At 66.5% G+C, this 16,654-nt stretch carries 13 protein-coding genes and 1 pseudogene; 4 read left to right on the top strand and 10 right to left on the bottom strand.

The window, feature by feature from the left end:
* Window positions 1-30 precede the first annotated feature (30 nt).
* Window positions 31-1,400, top strand: a pseudogene (locus G6N25_RS17995) (HNH endonuclease signature motif containing protein).
* Window positions 1,401-1,402: 2 nt separating this feature from the next.
* Here G6N25_RS17995 and G6N25_RS17990 read toward each other — a convergent pair.
* The 5 genes from G6N25_RS17990 to G6N25_RS17970 form a co-directional block, all read right to left on the bottom strand.
* Window positions 1,403-2,488, bottom strand: coding sequence for a sulfate/molybdate ABC transporter ATP-binding protein (locus G6N25_RS17990; RefSeq protein WP_083072073.1), 1,086 nt, complete (start codon window positions 2,486-2,488; stop codon window positions 1,403-1,405).
* A 21-nt stretch (window positions 2,489-2,509) separates the two neighbouring features.
* Window positions 2,510-3,322 carry a sulfate ABC transporter permease subunit CysW gene (cysW, locus tag G6N25_RS17985; RefSeq protein WP_083072072.1) on the bottom strand — a complete coding sequence of 271 codons (813 nt, stop codon included), beginning with the start codon at window positions 3,320-3,322 and terminating at the stop codon, window positions 2,510-2,512.
* A complete protein-coding gene (gene cysT, locus G6N25_RS17980; RefSeq protein ID WP_083072071.1) occupies window positions 3,319-4,203 on the bottom strand; it encodes a sulfate ABC transporter permease subunit CysT in 885 nt (294 codons plus the stop codon). Before cysT ends, cysW begins: the two co-directional genes overlap by 4 nt.
* Window positions 4,200-5,246, bottom strand: coding sequence for a sulfate ABC transporter substrate-binding protein (locus G6N25_RS17975; protein ID WP_083072070.1), 1,047 nt, complete (start codon window positions 5,244-5,246; stop codon window positions 4,200-4,202). The genes cysT and G6N25_RS17975 overlap by 4 nt, the downstream gene beginning before the upstream one ends.
* Window positions 5,247-5,589: 343 nt before the next feature.
* Window positions 5,590-5,784: a hypothetical protein gene (locus tag G6N25_RS17970; protein WP_083072069.1), complete on the bottom strand. Its 195-nt coding sequence runs from the start codon at window positions 5,782-5,784 to the stop codon at window positions 5,590-5,592.
* A gap of 54 nt (window positions 5,785-5,838) precedes the next feature.
* Here G6N25_RS17970 and G6N25_RS17965 point away from each other — a divergent pair, with 54 nt between their 5' ends.
* Both G6N25_RS17965 and G6N25_RS17960 read left to right on the top strand, forming a co-directional pair.
* Window positions 5,839-7,074: an FAD-dependent oxidoreductase gene (locus tag G6N25_RS17965; protein WP_083072068.1), complete on the top strand. Its 1,236-nt coding sequence runs from the start codon at window positions 5,839-5,841 to the stop codon at window positions 7,072-7,074.
* A gap of 59 nt (window positions 7,075-7,133) precedes the next feature.
* Window positions 7,134-9,161: a glycoside hydrolase family 15 protein gene (locus tag G6N25_RS17960; protein ID WP_083072067.1), complete on the top strand. Its 2,028-nt coding sequence runs from the start codon at window positions 7,134-7,136 to the stop codon at window positions 9,159-9,161.
* A 69-nt stretch (window positions 9,162-9,230) separates the two neighbouring features.
* Here G6N25_RS17960 and G6N25_RS17955 read toward each other — a convergent pair whose 3' ends face one another.
* The 3 genes from G6N25_RS17955 to lepA all read right to left on the bottom strand — a co-directional run bounded on the left by G6N25_RS17955 (window position 9,231) and on the right by lepA (window position 12,905).
* Window positions 9,231-9,986 (bottom strand): sensor domain-containing protein, encoded by a 756-nt coding sequence (locus G6N25_RS17955; protein ID WP_197745681.1) that lies wholly within the window; start codon window positions 9,984-9,986, stop codon window positions 9,231-9,233.
* A gap of 151 nt (window positions 9,987-10,137) precedes the next feature.
* Window positions 10,138-10,914 (bottom strand): sensor domain-containing protein, encoded by a 777-nt coding sequence (locus G6N25_RS17950; protein ID WP_083072066.1) that lies wholly within the window; start codon window positions 10,912-10,914, stop codon window positions 10,138-10,140.
* The gene (lepA, locus tag G6N25_RS17945) at window positions 10,911-12,905 is read right to left on the bottom strand and encodes a translation elongation factor 4 (RefSeq protein ID WP_142272441.1); all 1,995 of its coding nucleotides are present in this window, start codon (window positions 12,903-12,905) and stop codon (window positions 10,911-10,913) included. The genes G6N25_RS17950 and lepA overlap by 4 nt, the downstream gene beginning before the upstream one ends.
* On the opposite strand from lepA, the gene G6N25_RS17940 reads away from it, so the two are divergent.
* Window positions 12,887-13,489: a type II toxin-antitoxin system PemK/MazF family toxin gene (locus tag G6N25_RS17940; protein ID WP_083072065.1), complete on the top strand. Its 603-nt coding sequence runs from the start codon at window positions 12,887-12,889 to the stop codon at window positions 13,487-13,489. The two genes, lepA and G6N25_RS17940, sit on opposite strands and share 19 nt — an antisense overlap.
* A 97-nt stretch (window positions 13,490-13,586) precedes the next feature.
* Here G6N25_RS17940 and G6N25_RS17935 read toward each other — a convergent pair whose 3' ends face one another.
* Entirely contained in the window at window positions 13,587-14,015 is a 429-nt protein-coding gene (locus tag G6N25_RS17935) for a CBS domain-containing protein (protein ID WP_083072126.1), read from the bottom strand.
* 605 nt (window positions 14,016-14,620) lie between these two features.
* Entirely contained in the window at window positions 14,621-15,814 is a 1,194-nt protein-coding gene (locus tag G6N25_RS17930; RefSeq protein ID WP_142272440.1) for a hypothetical protein, read from the bottom strand.
* Window positions 15,815-16,654 lie beyond the last annotated feature (840 nt).

Here is a 16,654-nt window from a genome sequence, read left to right as displayed (position 1 = left end):
TTTGTCGGTGCCCGGTCATAGTATTCGAACATGCATTCGAGAGCGGCCGATCGGGAGGCGATCACGGCTGCCTTCGACGCCCTGGATGCCGCGGTTGACGGGGTAGTTGGTCTGGATTTTGAGGCGTTGACCACGCCGGAGCGGTTGGCGTTGTTGGAGCGCTGCGAGACGGTGCGCCGCCGCGTGCCAGCCATCGAGCATCCGCTGATCAATCAGCTGGCCCGCCAGGCCACCCCCGAAGAACTGGGCGGCACGCTCTCGCATGCGATCGCCGAGTGGGCGTTGATCACCCGTGGCGAAGCGGGCCGGCGCATTCACGAAGCCGCCGACCTCGGACCCCGCCGCGCGTTGACCGGCGAACCGTTGGCGCCGGTGCTCGCCGAAACCGCCGCGGCCCAACGCGACGGGAAACTGGGGGGCGCGCAAGTCGCGGCGATCCGCCGGTTCTACCACCAACTACCCGGCTGGATCGACCAAGCCACCCGCGAACGCGCCGAAAAACACCTCGCCCGCCTGGGCACCCAACATCGACCCGAACAACTCGGCGCACTGGCCGACACCCTCGCCGACTGCCTCAACCCCGACGGCACCTACAGCGACGACGATCGCGCCCGCCGGCGCGGCCTGACCCTGGGTAAGCAGGAAGCCGACGGCATGTCCGCACTACACGGCTGGCTCACCCCCGAAGCCCGCGCCACCCTAGAAGCCGTGTGGGCCAAACTAGCCGCCCCCGGCATGTGCAACCCCACCGATGACACCCCCACCGTGGACGGCGCGCCCAGCCAAGAGGTGATCGATAAAGACTCCCGCTCCCCGGCGCAGCGCCAACACGATGGTCTCAATGCCGCGCTGCGCGCCCTGCTCGCCTCCGGAAACCTCGGCCAACACAACGGCCTACCCGCCTCGATCATCGTCACCACCACCCTGGCCGAGCTCGAGGCCGCCGCCGGGCGGGGCCTGACCGGCGGGGCAGCATCCTGCCCATGAGTGATGTGATCCGCCTGTCCCGCCACGCCCGCCACTACCTGGCCATCTTCGACAAGGGCAAAACCCTAGCCCTGTACCACACCAAAAGGCTGGCCTCCCCCGCCCAGCGGATCGTCTTGTACGCCAAAGACCTTGGCTGCACCGCACCCGGCTGCACCGTGCCCGGGTACTGGTGCGAAGTCCATCACGTCGAGCCCTACACCACCTGCGGCGACACCGACGTCAACAACCTGGCCTTCGGGTGTCCCACCCAACACCACATCGTGCAACCCGGCGGCTGGAGCACCCGCAAAAACACCCACGGCGACACCGAATGGATCCCACCCCCACACCTCGACCACGGCCAACCCAGAACCAACACCTACTGGCACCCCGAAAAACTCCTCCACCACGACGACGAAGACGACCCGTAAAGTCACGCCGACGTCAGCGTGGTCCGATCTTCGGCGGCACCGTCACTACCGGGACCCGCCACGCCACCGACGATCGGCGGCACCCGGGTGGCGCGCACATACACGGTGTCGCCGTCGCCCAAGGCCAGCGCCTCGGCATCGCCGCGGGTGATCTGGGCGGTGAAGGCGCCTCCGGTGGCCGCGCTGGTCAATTCCACGCGCACCTCAAAACCCAGCGCCACCACCCGGTCGACGGTGGCGCGCACGACCCCGATGGACTCGGCGGTGCCGTCACCACCGGCGATCGCCATCTCGGGATTGCGGCCCACCCGGATGTCGTGCGGGCGGACCAGGGCTCCGTTCAGCTCGGACACCGCACCCAGGAACGACATCACGAACGCGTTCGACGGCGAGTCGTAGACCTCGGTCGGAGAGCCGACCTGCTCGATGCGGCCCTTGTTGAGCACGGCGATCCGGTCGGCCACGTCCAACGCCTCCTGCTGGTCGTGGGTGACCAGCACCGTGGTGACGTGCACCTCGTCATGCAGGCGCCGCAACCAGGTCCGCAGGTCCTCGCGGACCTTGGCGTCCAGCGCCCCGAACGGCTCGTCGAGCAGCAGCACCTGCGGGTCGACGGCCAGCGCCCGGGCCAGCGCCATCCGCTGCCGTTGACCGCCGGAAAGCTGGTTGGGGTAGCGGGTCTGAAACCCGCTCAGCCCCACCACTTCCAGCAGGTTGTCGACCTTGTCCTTGACCTCGGCCCTGGGCCGCTTGCGGATCTTCAACCCGTACGCCACGTTGTCGCGAACGGTCAGGTGCTTGAACGCCGCGTAGTGCTGAAACACGAATCCGATGCCGCGACGCTGCGGCGGGACCCGGGTGACGTCATGGCCGTTGATCGTGACGGTTCCGCTGTCGGGCTGGTCGAGGCCGGCGATGGCCCGCAACAGGGTCGACTTGCCCGAACCGCTGGGGCCCAGCAGCGCCGTCAGCGAACCGGTGGGCACGACGAAGTCCACGTGGTCCAGCGCGACGAAGTCGCCGTAGTGCTTGTACGCGTCGCGCACGACGATCGCGTGGTCGCCGCGCTCGGTTCCGTTATCGCTCATCTACGAGTCTCCTTGTCGGGCCTACTTGGTCGCCCGTGCCCGGCGGGCATCGAGGACGACCTGGAAGATCAGGACCAGGACGGCGACGCCCATCAGCAGCGTCGACAGCGCGTAGGCGCCGTACTCGGCGCCGCGGTTGTACCGGTCCGAGACGAGCAAGGTCAGCGTTTGCGACTTGCCCGGCAGGTTGGACGACACGATGATGACGGCGCCGTATTCGCCGAGGGTGCGCGCGACGGTGAGCACGATGCCGTACGTCAGGCCCCACCGGATCGACGGCAGCGTGATCCGCCAAAAGGTCTGCCACCAACTCGAACCCAGCGTCGCCGCCGCCTCCTCCTGGTCGGTTCCCAGCTCGTGCAGCACCGGCTCGACTTCGCGCACCACGAACGGCAGGGTGACGAAGATGCTGGCCAGCACGATGCCGGGCAGGCCGAAAATGATCTTGAACCCGAGATCTTTTTCGACAAACCCGAACGCGCCGGCCGATCCCCACAGCAGGATCAACGCCACGCCCACGATCACGGGCGACACCGCGAACGGCAGATCGATGATCGCCTGCAGCAGACCCTTGCCGCGAAAGCGGTTGCGCGCCAGCACCAGCGCGGTCGGGATGCCGAAGATCACGTTGAGTGGCACCACGATGGCGACCACCAGCAGCGTCAAATTCAGCGCCGATATCGCGGCCGGCGTGCTCACCCAGTCGACGAACTGACCGAACCCGGGCCGGAACGTGCGCCACAGGATCAGCGTCACCGGAACGACGAGCAGGACGAAGATGTACGCGAGCGCGGCGGACCGGATCAGGTAGCGAACCCGCGGCGAGGATGTCATCCGGCCAACTCCTCACGCTTGGCCGCCCGCCCGCCCACGATCCGCAAGATGAACAGCACGACGAACGAGATCGCCAGCAGCACAATGGATATCGCGGCCGCACCGGTGCGGTCGTCGTTCTCGATCAACGTCCGTATCCACTGCGACGACACTTCCGTCTTGCCCGGCACCGCGCCGCCGATCAGCACCACCGACCCGAACTCGCCGATCGCTCGCGAAAACGCCAGCCCCGCACCGGATAACAGCGCAGGCGTCAGCGACGGCAGCACGACCGAGGTGAAGATCTTCGGGCCGCCGGCGCCCAGCGACGCCGCCGCCTCCTCGGTTTCCCGGTCGATCTCCAGCAGCACGGGCTGAACGGCGCGCACCACGAAAGGCAGCGTGACGAAGGCCAGCGCCACCGCCACGCCCCATGCGGTGTGCTGCAAGTGAAGACCCACCGGGCTGTTGTTCCCGTACAGGGCCAGCATCACCAGGCTGGCGACGATGGTCGGCAACGCGAACGGCAGATCGATGATCGCGTCGATGAGCCGCTTGCCGACGAAGTCGTCGCGCACGAGCACCCACGCGATCAACAGGCCGAAGATCAGGTTGACCGCCGTCACCCCGGCGGAAATGGTCAGCGTCACCCGGAACGACTCCAGCGCGGCATTCGACGTGACCGCGAGCCAAAAGTCGTGCCAGCCGCCGCTCGCGGCCTGCCACGCGATGGCCGCCAGCGGCAGCAGCACGATCACCGAAAGCCACAGTGTCGCCACACCGACGCGAAGCGAGGTGGCTCCCGACCCGTGCACAACTCGCGCGCCCGGCGGCGCCTCAGTGGCGCCGCCGTCGATCTCGGGCCGGATCGCCTCAGGGTCGGGTGTCACGGTGGTCGTCATCCGGTGGCCTGCGTGTAGATCTTGGTGATGCTCCCGGAGTTCTTGTCGAACAGCCGCGGATCCACCGTCCCCCAACCGCCGAGGTCGGCAATCGTCCACAGTTTCACCGGAACCGGATATCGGTCCCGGAAGTCGGCCGCGACGGCCGGATCCACCGGCCGAAATCCGGCCTGCGCCCACACCTTCTGCGCCGCGGCGGTGTACTGGAAGTTTTTGAAGGCGACGGCGGCGTCGAGGTGCGGGCTGGTGGTGACCACCGCCACGGGATTCTCGATCTTGAAGGTCTTCGGCGGGTTGACGTGCTCGACCGGTTTGCCCGCCCGTTCGGTGGCGATGGCCTCGTTCTCGTAGCTGATCAACACGTCGCCGCTGCCCTGGACGAAGACGTCGGTGGCCTCCCGCCCCGACCCGGGACGCAATTTCACGTGCTCCCGCACCAACTTGTTGATGAAGTCAACGCCGGCCTGACCGTTGGCGCCGCCGTCGCTCTTGACGGCGTACGGGGCAAGCAGATTCCACTTGGCCGACCCCGAACTCAGTGGGCTGGGCGTGATGACCTCGACGCCGGGCCGCAACAGGTCGTCCCAATCCCTGATGTTTTTCGGATTGCCCTTGCGCACCACCAGCGTAACCACCGACCCGAACGGGATTCCCTTGGTGGCGTCGGTGTTCCAGTCCTTGGAAACCTTGCCGGCCTTGACCAATCGGGTGATGTCGGGCTCGACGGAGAAGTTCACGACATCGGCCGGCTTACCGTCGACGACGCCGCGCGACTGGTCGCCGGAGGCGCCATACGAGGTGATCACCTGCACGCCCTTGCCCTCGTCCGAGGCGTTGAACGCGGGAATCACCTTGCTCCAGCCCGGTTCTGGGACCGAATAGGCGACCAGCGTGATGCTCGTGTGCGCGTTGGCCAGCCCGCCGCCACCGACGACGTCGCTGGCACCACCGTGACACGCGGCAACGACACCGACAATCAGGGCGAGCGCCCCGACGTGCCGGACGGGCCGCCGGCGCGGGGCGCTGCCGATGTCGTCAAGCATGGGTGGCCTTTCGGTGCGATGTGGGGCGGGACTTATGGGGCTGGTGTCCCGTTACCGCGGAAAGGCGCCTCGAAATGCAGGAGATTCACGACTCCATACCAGACCGCGCACGGGTTCGGGAGTCAGCGACAACAGTGCACGAAAACGGCGCATTCCAAAACACCGGATGCCTCGTGCATGTCGCGAAGCCTAACAGGAATTCGCTGGGCCGCCACCGGAGCCGTCCGCCGGCAGGTCGGCAACGCCCGACGCGGCGTGCCTCAGTGCGTCAACAGCCACGTGACGATCACCAGCACGACGAGCGTGATCAGAATCAACGTCACGTGCGACCGGGGCATGCGCGTTACCCGGGTGCCCCATCCGCGTGCCGGAGGCGGCGCATCAACCGGATGCCCTTGCCCAGCAGGCCGTCCAGCAGCACCGCCGTGACGTAGGCCACCGCCAAGACGACGGGCATCACGATCATGGCCTGCAGCACGAAGGCAAGCCCGGAAAGCCACAGCTCGTTGCCGTCCCACCAATTCAGGAACGCGTCCATCCGGCTCACCCTATTCGTGCCGACACCGTAAAACCAATGTGTCAAGATCGGCGCATGCCACCCGGATCCGACGAAACGACCTGTCTCATCGCCGGCGGCGGGCCGGCGGGCATGATCCTCGGCCTGCTGTTGGCCCGCGCCGGCGTCGACGTCACGGTGATGGAAAAACACGCCGACTTCCTGCGCGACTTTCGGGGCGACACGGTGCACGCGAGCACCTTGCGGCTGCTGGACGAGCTCGGTCTGGGGCCGCGGTTCGCGCAGATCCCGCATCGCCTCATCGACGCCGTCCACATGGAGATCCAGAACGTACCGGTGAGCCTCGACCTGACCCGCCTTCCGGGCGCGCACCAGCACATCGCCCTGGTGCCGCAGTGGGACTTCCTCGAGCTGGTGGCCAGCGTCGCCGAGACCGAGCCGACCTTCCGGTTGTTGCGCAGCACCGAGGTGCTCGACGTGATCCGCGACGGCGGGCGCGCCGACCGAATCGCCGGCGTCACCTACCGCGACCAGGCGGGCGAAATCAGGGAAATGCGCGCCGAGTTGACGGTGGCCTGCGACGGCCGCTCGTCGACGGTGCGCTCGGCGGTTGGCCTGACCCCGCACAGCTTCGGCGCCCCGATGGACGTGTGGTGGTTCCGGTTACCCCGCCGGCCCGACGATCCGAGCGGGCTGGCCGGCGTGCTCCGGGCCGGGCACGCGGCGATCACGATCGACCGCGGCGACTACTACCAGATCGCCTACATCATCCCGAAGGGAAGCGACGCCGCGATGCGGGCCCAGGGCATCGAGGCGCTGCACCGGGCGCTGGTCAGCATGGTGCCCTGGCTCGCCGACCGCGTGGACACGCTGACGTCGTTCGACGACGTGAAACTGCTTGACGTGCAGCTCAATCGGCTCCGCCGCTGGTACTCCGACGGGGTGCTTCTGATCGGCGACGCGGCGCACGCGATGTCGCCGGTGGGCGGTGTCGGCATCAACCTGGCGGTGGCCGACGCGGTGGCCGCCGCGCACATACTGGCCCGCCCGTTGCGCGCGGGACGGGTGTCCGCCCGGCAGCTGGCCCGGGTGCAGGCGCGCCGGTGGCTCCCGACGGCGATTCTGCAGGCGGCACAACGGATGATCCACGCCAACGTCATCGCGGCCGCCGTCGTCGGCGCCGATCCACGACCGCCGCGGGCCGTGCTGCTGGTGAGCCGAACGCGGGCGCTGCGGCGATTCATCGGCTACATGGTGGCGATCGGCCCGCTACCCGAACACGCGCCGAAGTTCGCCAGGCGCCCCGCATAGGGCGCAACACCCGGCGCAAAAAATGGACGCGGGGCACGTCGACAGTCGATGATGTCGGCATGGTCCTGCACGCCGACCCCGCCGACGGCGCCCCCGAGGAGGCGTTCGAAACGGCCCCCGAAACGGTCCTAGCGTCGCCGATCGACTTCAATGCGCCCGGGCCCCTCGCGCCGAGCGGGTCGCTGCGGAACCCGTTTCCGCCGATCGCCGATTACGCGTTCCTGTCGGACTGGGAGACGACGTGCCTGATCTCGCCGGCCGGGTCGGTGGAGTGGCTGTGCGTGCCCCGGCCGGACTCCCCCAGCGTGTTCGGCGCGATCCTGGACCGCAGCGCCGGCCATTTCCGGCTGGGCCCCTACGGCGTCTCGGTCCCGTCGGCGCGCCGCTACCTGCCCGGCAGCCTGATCATGGAGACCACCTGGCAGACCCCGACCGGGTGGCTGATCGTACGCGACGCGCTGGTCATGGGGCCGTGGCACGACATCGAGCGCCGATCGCGGACGCACCGCCGCACGCCGATGGACTGGGACGCCGAACACATCCTGCTGCGCACGGTGCGCTGCGTCAGCGGGACCGCCGAGCTGATGATGAGCTGCGAGCCGGCCTTCGACTACCACCGCGTCGGGGCGGTCTGGGAATACTCGGCCAACGCGTACGGCGAGGCCATCGCGCGCGCCAGCAGGCAGCCGGACACCCATCCGACGCTGCGGCTGACCAGCAACCTGCGGATCGGGCTGGAGGGCCGCGAAGCGCGGGCGCGCACCCGGATGAAAGAGGGCGACGACGTGTTCGTCGCGCTGAGCTGGACCAAGCACCCGGCGCCGCAGACCTATGAAGAGGCCGCCGACAGGATGTGGCAGACCACCGAGTGCTGGCGGCAGTGGATCAACATCGGCAATTTCCCCGACCACCCGTGGCGGGCCTACCTGCAGCGCAGCGCGCTGACGCTGAAGGGGCTGACGTATTCCCCCACCGGCGCGCTGCTGGCCGCCAGCACCACGTCGCTGCCCGAAACGCCGCAGGGCGAACGCAACTGGGACTACCGCTACGCCTGGGTTCGCGACTCGACGTTCGCGTTGTGGGGCCTTTACACGCTGGGGCTGGACCGCGAGGCCGACGACTTCTTCGCCTTCATCGCCGACGTGTCCGGCGCCAACAGCAACGAGCGCCACCCGCTGCAGGTGATGTACGGCGTCGGCGGCGAGCGCAGCCTGGTCGAAGACGAGCTGCACCACCTGTCCGGGTACGACCACGCCCGCCCGGTGCGGATCGGCAACGGCGCCTACGACCAGGTCCAGCACGACATCTGGGGCTCGATCCTGGACTCGTTCTACCTGCACGCCAAATCGCGCGAGCAGATCCCGGAGACCTTGTGGCCGGTGCTGAAGAAGCAGGTGGAGGAGGCGATCAAACACTGGCGGGAGCCCGACCGGGGAATCTGGGAGGTGCGCGGCGAGCCGCAGCACTTCACCTCCTCGAAGGTGATGTGTTGGGTCGCCCTGGACCGTGGGTCCAAGCTGGCCGAGCGGCAGGGCGAGAAGAGCTACGCCCAGCAGTGGCACGCCATCGCCGAGGAGATCAAGGCCGACATCCTCGAGCACGGGGTGGACTCGCGTGGCGTGTTCACCCAGCGCTACGGCAGCGACGCGCTGGACGCGTCGCTGCTGCTGGTGGTGCTGACCCGATTCCTGCCGCCGGACGATCCGCGTGTGCGCAACACCGTGCTGGCGATCGCCAACGAGCTCACCGAGGAAGGCCTGGTGCTGCGCTACCGCGTCGAGGAGACCGATGACGGGCTGTCGGGCGAGGAGGGCACGTTCACGATCTGCTCGTTCTGGCTGGTGTCCGCGCTGGTCGAGATCGGCGAGGTGGCCCGCGCCAAGCGGCTGTGCGAGCGGCTGCTGTCCTACGCCAGCCCGCTGCACCTCTACGCCGAGGAGATCGAGCCGCGGACCGGCCGGCACCTGGGCAATTTCCCGCAGGCGTTCACCCACCTGGCGCTGATCAACGCGGTGGTCCACGTCATCCGCGCCGAGGAGGAGGCCGACAGCACGGGGGGCTTCCAGCCCGCGAACGCGCCCCTGTGACAGTGCGGCGAGCAGACGCAGAGTCGCACGAATTCCGCCGGAATCGTGCGACTCTGCGTCTGCTCGCGGTCAGATCAGCGCGCTGACCCTGTCCATCATGCTGTGCGCGACGTCGGTGGCGGTGTTGTCGATGTCGCCCGGCCCGCGCGACGGGTTCGACGGGTGGAAGAAGTCGACCTCGACCTCGATAAGGCAATTGCCCCGCACGCCGATGGCGCGGCCCGCCGGAATGGATGCCGAGTCCGGGCGGGCCGACGTCCATCCGATCGAAACGGTGGCCGCGAGGAGAGAAGTGGCAACGTGGACGTCGCTGATCTTGCCTTGGAGCCGGAAGATGCTGCCCGGCAACGACATCGCCGCGCCATCGCATTTTTGCCACTGCCGGGAAAAGCTCGCGAACAGCGCGTCGGCGTCAGCGGCCGTGGGCACGCTGACCACGGCCTCCTTCACGCTGGTCACCTCCGCGGACACGGCTCTGTGCCGCCAGGTCTCGACCGCGACGTTGGTCACCCTGGCGAATTGGTAGACGCTGTGCTGCAGCATCGCGGCGACGCCGAGGCAATCGGCGGGCGAGCCCAACGCGTCGTCCTGCAACTCCTCGGGGCCCCCGAACCGCGGCGGAAAGCGGGGATCAAGATTCAACGGCTGCTTGAGGATTCGCGACAGCGTCCTGTTGCCGAGCAGCACCCGCTCGATGGCTTGCCCGGTAAGCGATCGCGGCGTCGGCCCAGGCGCCCGCCGGGCCGTGCCCCCGACGGCCGCGGTGCAGCCGGCGACCAGCGTCACGGCCGCCAGCGCGACCACGACGAACCAGCGGCTTCTCATGCGGTCACAGCCCCCGACGGTCTTCGTCAACTTCCTAAATTCGCTTTGAGTTCACCCACAGTTTACGTTCGCGGGTGGGGCGACCGCAGCACGCCACGCCAAGCCACAGCCCAACGGCAGCGATGTCTCAGGCTCTTTTCAGCACCGCGCGTCAGCTCAGGGCGTTGACCTTGTCCATCATGCCGTGCGCGATGTCGATGGCGCTGGTGTCCAGATTGGCCGATCCCGGGTCGGAAGAGCGCCGCTCGCCGAAGAAGACCACCTCGACCTCGACGAGGCAGTTCGACTGGATACCGATGGCCCGCGCCTGCGGCGTGGGTCGCAGGGCCGGCATGTTCGGCAGTGTCGACGTCGCGGTATTGGTCGCCGCGACAACAGTATTGGAGGAATCGGCAACGCGGACGTCGCCGATATCGGTCGTCGTGCTGATCGGGCCGTTGTGTTCCGTCGTCGTGGTGCCCTTGCACCGCTGCCACTGCTCCGAGAATTTCGCGAACAGCGCCTCGGCTTGCGCGGCCGAGGACAGCGCGACCACGCCCTCCATAACGCTGATCACTTGGGCCGGCTCGCCGTTGTTCCACCACGACACCGCCGCGAAATTCGTGACGTCGGCAGGCTGGGGGCCGGATTGGTAGACGCTTTTCTGCAGCATCGCCGTCACGCCCTGACACGCGGCCGGCGACACCGTTGCGCCGCTCTGGAAGAGCTCGTCGGGTCCGCCGAACACGGGTGGCTTACGGGCCACAAAGGGCTGGCTGAGCATCCGCGACAGCGCGGCGTCGTCGAGAAGCACCTGCCTGATGGCGTCGCCCGTCAGCGGTCGCGGCTTCAGGTTCGGCGCCGGCTGCGCGGTGCCACCGACAACCGCCGTGCAGCCCGCGGCCAGCAGGCCCGTGCCCAGTGCGGCAACCGCTCGCGTGAACGTCACTTCTTGCCCTTGTCCCCGGCGGCGTCGGTGGACAGCGCGGCGACGAACGCCTCCTGCGGCACCTCGACGCGCCCGATGGTCTTCATCCGCTTCTTGCCTTCCTTCTGCTTCTCCAGAAGCTTGCGTTTGCGGGTGATGTCACCGCCGTAGCACTTGGACAGCACGTCCTTGCGGATCGCGCGGATGTTTTCGCGCGCAATGATTTTCGATCCGATGGCCGCCTGCACGGGCACCTCGAACTGCTGGCGCGGGATCAGCTCCTTGAGCTTGGTGGTCATCTTGTTGCCGTAGGCGAACGCCGAGTCCTTGTGCACGATCGCGGAAAACGCGTCGACGGCCTCGCCCTGGAGCAGGATGTCGACCTTGACCAGCTGGGCCTCCTGCTCGCCGGCCTCCTCGTAGTCGAGGCTGGCGTAGCCGCGGGTGCGCGACTTCAGCGAGTCGAAGAAGTCGAAGATGATCTCGCCGAGCGGCATGGTGTAGCGCAGCTCCACCCGCTCGGGCGACAGGTAGTCCATGCCCCCCAGCTCGCCGCGGCGGGACTGGCACAGCTCCATGATCGTGCCGATGAACTCGCTGGGCGCGATGATGGTCGTCTTGACGACGGGCTCGTACACCGTGCGGATCTTGCCCTCGGGCCAGTCCGACGGATTCGTCACCACGATTTCGGTGTCGTCCTCTTTTTCCACGCGGTACACCACGTTCGGCGACGTCGAGATGAGGTCGAGGTCGAATTCGCGTTCCAGGCGCTCGCGGGTGATCTCCATGTGCAGCAGGCCCAGGAAGCCGCACCGGAACCCGAAGCCCAGCGCCACCGACGTTTCCGGCTCATAGGTCAGGGCCGCGTCGTTGAGCTGCAGCTTGTCCAGGGCGTCGCGCAGGTTCGGGTAATCCGACCCGTCGACGGGATACAGCCCCGAGTAGACCATCGGCTTGGGTTCGCGGTAGCCGGTGAGCGCCTCGGTGGCGCCGTGCCGCGCGGTCGTCACGGTGTCGCCGACCTTGGACTGGCGGACGTCCTTGACCCCGGTGATCAGGTAGCCCACCTCCCCCACGCCCAGGCCCTCGCTGGGTTTGGGTTCGGGCGAGACGATGCCGACCTCGAGCAGTTCGTGCGTGGCGCCGGTGGACATCATCGCGATGCGTTCGCGCGGGCTGATCTTGCCGTCCACCACGCGGACGTAGGTGACCACGCCGCGGTAGATGTCGTAGACCGAGTCGAAGATCATCGCGCGGGTGGGCGCGTCGGCGTCGCCCTGCGGGGGCGGCACCTGACGGACCACCTCGTCGAGCAGATGGGCCACGCCCTCGCCGGTCTTGCCCGACACCCGCAGCACCTCGGTCGGCTCGCAGCCGATGATGTGGGCGATCTCGCCGGCGTAGCGATCCGGATCGGCGGCCGGCAGGTCGATCTTGTTGAGCACCGGGATGATCGTCAGGTCGCGGTCCAGCGCCAGGTAGAGGTTGGCCAGGGTCTGGGCCTCGATGCCCTGGGCCGCGTCGACCAGCAGCACCGCGCCCTCGCAGGCCTCCAGCGCGCGCGACACCTCGTAGGTGAAGTCGACGTGGCCCGGCGTGTCGATCAGGTGCAGCACGTAATCCGTGTCATCAACTCTCCACGGCAGCCGCACGTTCTGCGCCTTGATGGTGATCCCGCGCTCGCGCTCGATGTCCATCCGGTCCAGGTACTGGGCGCGCATCGACCGCTCGTCGACGACGCCGGTGAGCTGAAGCATCCGGTCGGCCAGGGTCGACTTGCCATGGTCGATGTGGGCGATGATGCAGAAGTTCCGAATCTGCGCCGGCGCGGTGAAGGTCTTGTCGGCGAAACTGCTGATGGGAATCTCCTGGTCTGCGCACGCTTGCGGCCGCTTGAGCGGCGGTTTGCTGGTGCGTCCAGCGTATCCATGCGGGGTGGCCGGGACACACTGGGACACAATCGCACCCGGCCGCCCGCGTCTATGCTGCGAATATGGCGTCTGCGCGGAAATCGCAGTGGAAGACGTTTCAGCGTTTTGCGGAGAATCTTGTTTTCGCCGGGGCTCCGCGCCTGGTCCGGCACGTGCAGAACTCGCAGACCGTGCTGCGGGAACTCCAGCACGCGGTGAAGATCACGGCGAACGTCATCGCCGCGGCCGCGCCGCAACCACCCGGTGCGATCACCGCGGGACGGCCGGTGACCAGCGGCAGCTTCCCCACCGCGCAGCGGGCGCGCAAGCTCGTGTACGCCCCGGATCTCGATGGCCGAGCCGACCCCGGGGAGATCGTGTGGACGTGGGTGGTCTACGAGGACGATCCCACCCGCGGCAAGGACCGGCCGGTCCTCGTCGTGGGCCGCGACCGGCGCGTCTTGCTGGGATTGATGGTGTCCAGCCAACAGCGCCACGCCGGCGACCCGGACTGGGTCGGGATTGGCTCGGGCGCTTGGGATTACGAAGGCCGCGAAAGCTGGGTCCGGCTGGACCGGGTGCTCGACGTGCCCGAGGAGGGCATTCGCCGCGAGGGCGCGATCCTGGACCGCTACATCTTCGAGGTGGTGGCCACCCGGCTGCGCGCGGACTACGCCTGGACCTAACGCTGGGCTGACCCAGCGCTAACCCTTCGCCGAGCGTGTACTCAGGGCGAAAATCCGGCGATTTTCTCGCCCTCAGAGCACGTTCGGCGAAGCGGAACTACCCCTGCGTGATGTAGGAGTGCAGCTGCTGCTGCTCGGCCTCGAGCTCTTCCATCCGGGTCTTCACCACGTCGCCGATGCTGACGATGCCGATCAGCTTCCTCCCGTCCAGCACCGGCACGTGGCGCACCCGGTTCCTGGTCATCAGCACGCTGAGGGTGTCGACCGTGTCATTCTTCGTGCACGTGGCAACCGTCGCGGTCATGATCTTGGAGACCGGCCGGGACAGCACGCTGGCGCCATGCGTGTGCAGCTGGCGCACGACGTCGCGCTCGGACACGATGCCGACGACCCCCTCGTCGCCGACCACCACCATGGCGCCGATGTTCTGGTCGGCGAGGCCGGCAAGCAACTCCCGGACCGTCGCATCCGGGTTGATCGTCACCACCGCCGCACCCTTGTTCCGCAAGACGTCCGCAATCCGCATCAGGGCCTCCACCGGTTGTGATCCGCTTCACACCAGGCTACGGCTAACTCGCGCGCCGGGAAAGCCACGGCAAGCACCGACAACCGAGGCCTCCGACGTCTTTACGCTGCGCGCCGCTGCCGAGAATTTTGTTGACCTACTGGACTCCTGCATACCCAGTCAAAAGCCCATACGCGGACGCCTCATAGGTTTCGGTACGGCACGCCTACGGGCCGGAAGCCGTGGTCGCGCCTGTGCCGGCCGAAAGTGCAACTGCCGATGGCGGCCGTGTCCAACGCCTTGCTACTTGTGATAACGCCTGCTTGCAAACTCGGTCTCACGTGCCACAGGAGCGGCGCATGGCGAGGTCTCAACGAATTCGGTGGACCAGGTCTGATCAAAGCAGCTCAGTGGGCTGCAGCTCTTCGCCGCCTCCGCCAGCATGCTTGGTTAAAGTCCCTGGAATAAAACCGATTTCAGTAACGTCGGCATCATGGATGAACCGTGGTCGAGTCTCGAACCGCTCAGCTGAAAAGCACACCAATGAAAGCGAATTGGCCCCCTTCTCACCGAGGGGGCCAATCGCCGTCGGTGATCACCGGCTCGCAACGGAGACCACCACGAACTCAGAGCAACTTGAGCAGGTTAGAAATCAACAACCCGATATTGCTTGCCAACGCACCACCGAAGTTGCCCAAAATCGACGGCAGATTCGATAGCACCGACGGGATGCTTTGCAGCAGTTGCGTCAGTCCAGCGCCGAGCTCGTTGATGACAGGTGTCAGCGACGGCCAGCCGTTAATCAGCTGGTTCACCAAATTCTGGAATCCGACTCCGAGGCTGCCGCCCGTCATGATGTTCTGAGCACCTGGGGCGACGATTTGTTCGGCCAGACCCTGCATCTGGGTCACAATCACGTTAACCGTACCGTTACCAGGCGGGCTTGACAGAAGCCCGTTGTTCATTATGCCCTTTGCGTTTGGGAAACCATTGATAAAGCCATTAGTCATTTGACCTGGGATGTCCAGCACGTTGGTCACAGCGCCGATCGTATCCCCGGCGCCCCACGCATTATAGGCATTTTGAAGGCTGAGGCCCAGTCCCTTGAAAGCGGCAGGGACAACTGCAGTGCCAAAGTTAACCACTGTCGGAATAGTGTTATTTACTAGATAGGTAGTCGCGTTGGAAGCGTTTTGCATAAAATACACAGGTATCTGAAGTATCTTATCAAGGGGAAGCCCGATTTGAACTATGGGGTCCGAATAAAGTGCTGCAACTAAATTGTTCACGCCCGTGACCATGTTTCCACTATTAAAAGCTTTCTGTGCGGCTATAAGTAGCGGCGTCAATGCGACACCCTTAGTTGCGGTGAAGTAAGTGACGGCGCTTTTAGCCGCTGCTTGAAACGGTGCAACGTAGAGACTTGCATAGTCGATCCCGTTGGCGAGAACCTGTTGCAGGACTGGAGCAGGTATCGTGAGCCACTCGTTCGCAATACCCTGGATGTTGGCCAAGGTCTGCGGGACGATGTTAACCCACGTCTGGAGCGGGTTGACAGCGCTGCTGATGACCTCCGCGGGAACCGTTGCGGCGGCCGCTTCGCTGCCTGCGAGTGAGGTGAGTTCGCTCTGCACGTTAGCGAATAGGTCGACCAAGCCGGAGGCGGCATCGGTGAGCTGAATGTTTGACACACTCACCTGGCGTAGCTGTTGGGCCAGGTGAAAATCGGGTAGGTGCTGGGCCATGGGGCTTGCGGCGAGGACAGCGGCGCTGGCCAAGGCGACTCCAGCGGTGATGTGGGGGCGGGCTGCGAGGTCCACGACCATCTCCTTTATACAATTCTGGATAACGACGAGTTAAACGTAGCCGCGAATTACGTTGAGCGAATTGCGGCAGCAAAATAGGCAATTAACTGTGCTGGTATCTTTATGCAGCAAAATCTGCCCGAGGCGCGCCCAAAAACCAGTGCCTGACCGCAGACGAAATGGACAGCCCAGGCACCATCAATTTATTGGCAGCATTGAAGTAGCGTGACGGAGCCTCGTCGCCAGGTGGGCGTCTCGATCCGCTCATAACCAGGCAGTTGCCCCCTGGAATTCACCGCGCAGCACCCGGCAGCGGGACGCGAGCTAGCGAGGAAACATTCGTGCAGCTGGTCCGTTCCGCGACGGCACGAGTGAGATAACCGTCGGTGGGACCGGAGACGACCACACAGGGTCAGCGCCCGCCAAACCAGACAGCGCCGATGTGTGCCTGTGGCACAAGCCAATACCGGTCACGTCCAGTGACCGCTCGCCCGGACGAGGTCGGGCACAACACACCCGCCGCGTCCCTTGTGGGGGTGGACCATAAAACGGTCCGCACGCAGCCGGCCCCCGCGACGCGGGGCGGGGTCGGCCGCCTCCGGGCAAGCAGCGAGCCCGGTGCATGCGGAAGGCAGGCCAACGCCGGCTGTCACAGATCGCGTGCCCGAAGATCAGGGTGCATCGCGATGTCATCGTGCGCGGCATGCTGCGCCGGATCGCAGCGCCTCGGTGACGAGCATGACCTGACCCCGTCCTTGCCGGCGGTGAAGCGCTATCCGTCAGCAAACACGAGAGCGGTCGTTATGCCCTGGCGAACAATTGTCGTGTCGCGGTGATAGCTATCGTAAGCGTGGG

The sequence above is a fragment of the Mycobacterium heidelbergense genome (assembly GCF_010730745.1).
GTDB classification, from domain to species: Bacteria; Actinomycetota; Actinomycetes; order Mycobacteriales; family Mycobacteriaceae; genus Mycobacterium; species Mycobacterium heidelbergense.
The sequence above is the reverse complement of the archived record's forward strand: the minus strand, read 5'-3'. Positions and strand labels throughout refer to the sequence as shown.

Coding starts and splice junctions, on each gene's coding strand:
- G6N25_RS17975 (WP_083072070.1), bottom strand. CDS start 5,246: ATGCTTGACGACATCGGCAGCGCCCCGCGCCGGCGGCCCGTCCGGCAC.
- G6N25_RS17990 (WP_083072073.1), bottom strand. CDS start 2,488: ATGAGCGATAACGGAACCGAGCGCGGCGACCACGCGATCGTCGTGCGC.
- G6N25_RS17970 (WP_083072069.1), bottom strand. CDS start 5,784: ATGGACGCGTTCCTGAATTGGTGGGACGGCAACGAGCTGTGGCTTTCC.
- cysW (WP_083072072.1), bottom strand. CDS start 3,322: ATGACATCCTCGCCGCGGGTTCGCTACCTGATCCGGTCCGCCGCGCTC.
- G6N25_RS17965 (WP_083072068.1), top strand. CDS start 5,839: ATGCCACCCGGATCCGACGAAACGACCTGTCTCATCGCCGGCGGCGGG.
- cysT (WP_083072071.1), bottom strand. CDS start 4,203: ATGACGACCACCGTGACACCCGACCCTGAGGCGATCCGGCCCGAGATC.
- G6N25_RS17955 (WP_197745681.1), bottom strand. CDS start 9,986: ATGAGAAGCCGCTGGTTCGTCGTGGTCGCGCTGGCGGCCGTGACGCTG.
- G6N25_RS17960 (WP_083072067.1), top strand. CDS start 7,134: ATGGTCCTGCACGCCGACCCCGCCGACGGCGCCCCCGAGGAGGCGTTC.
- G6N25_RS17935 (WP_083072126.1), bottom strand. CDS start 14,015: ATGCGGATTGCGGACGTCTTGCGGAACAAGGGTGCGGCGGTGGTGACG.
- G6N25_RS17940 (WP_083072065.1), top strand. CDS start 12,887: ATGGCGTCTGCGCGGAAATCGCAGTGGAAGACGTTTCAGCGTTTTGCG.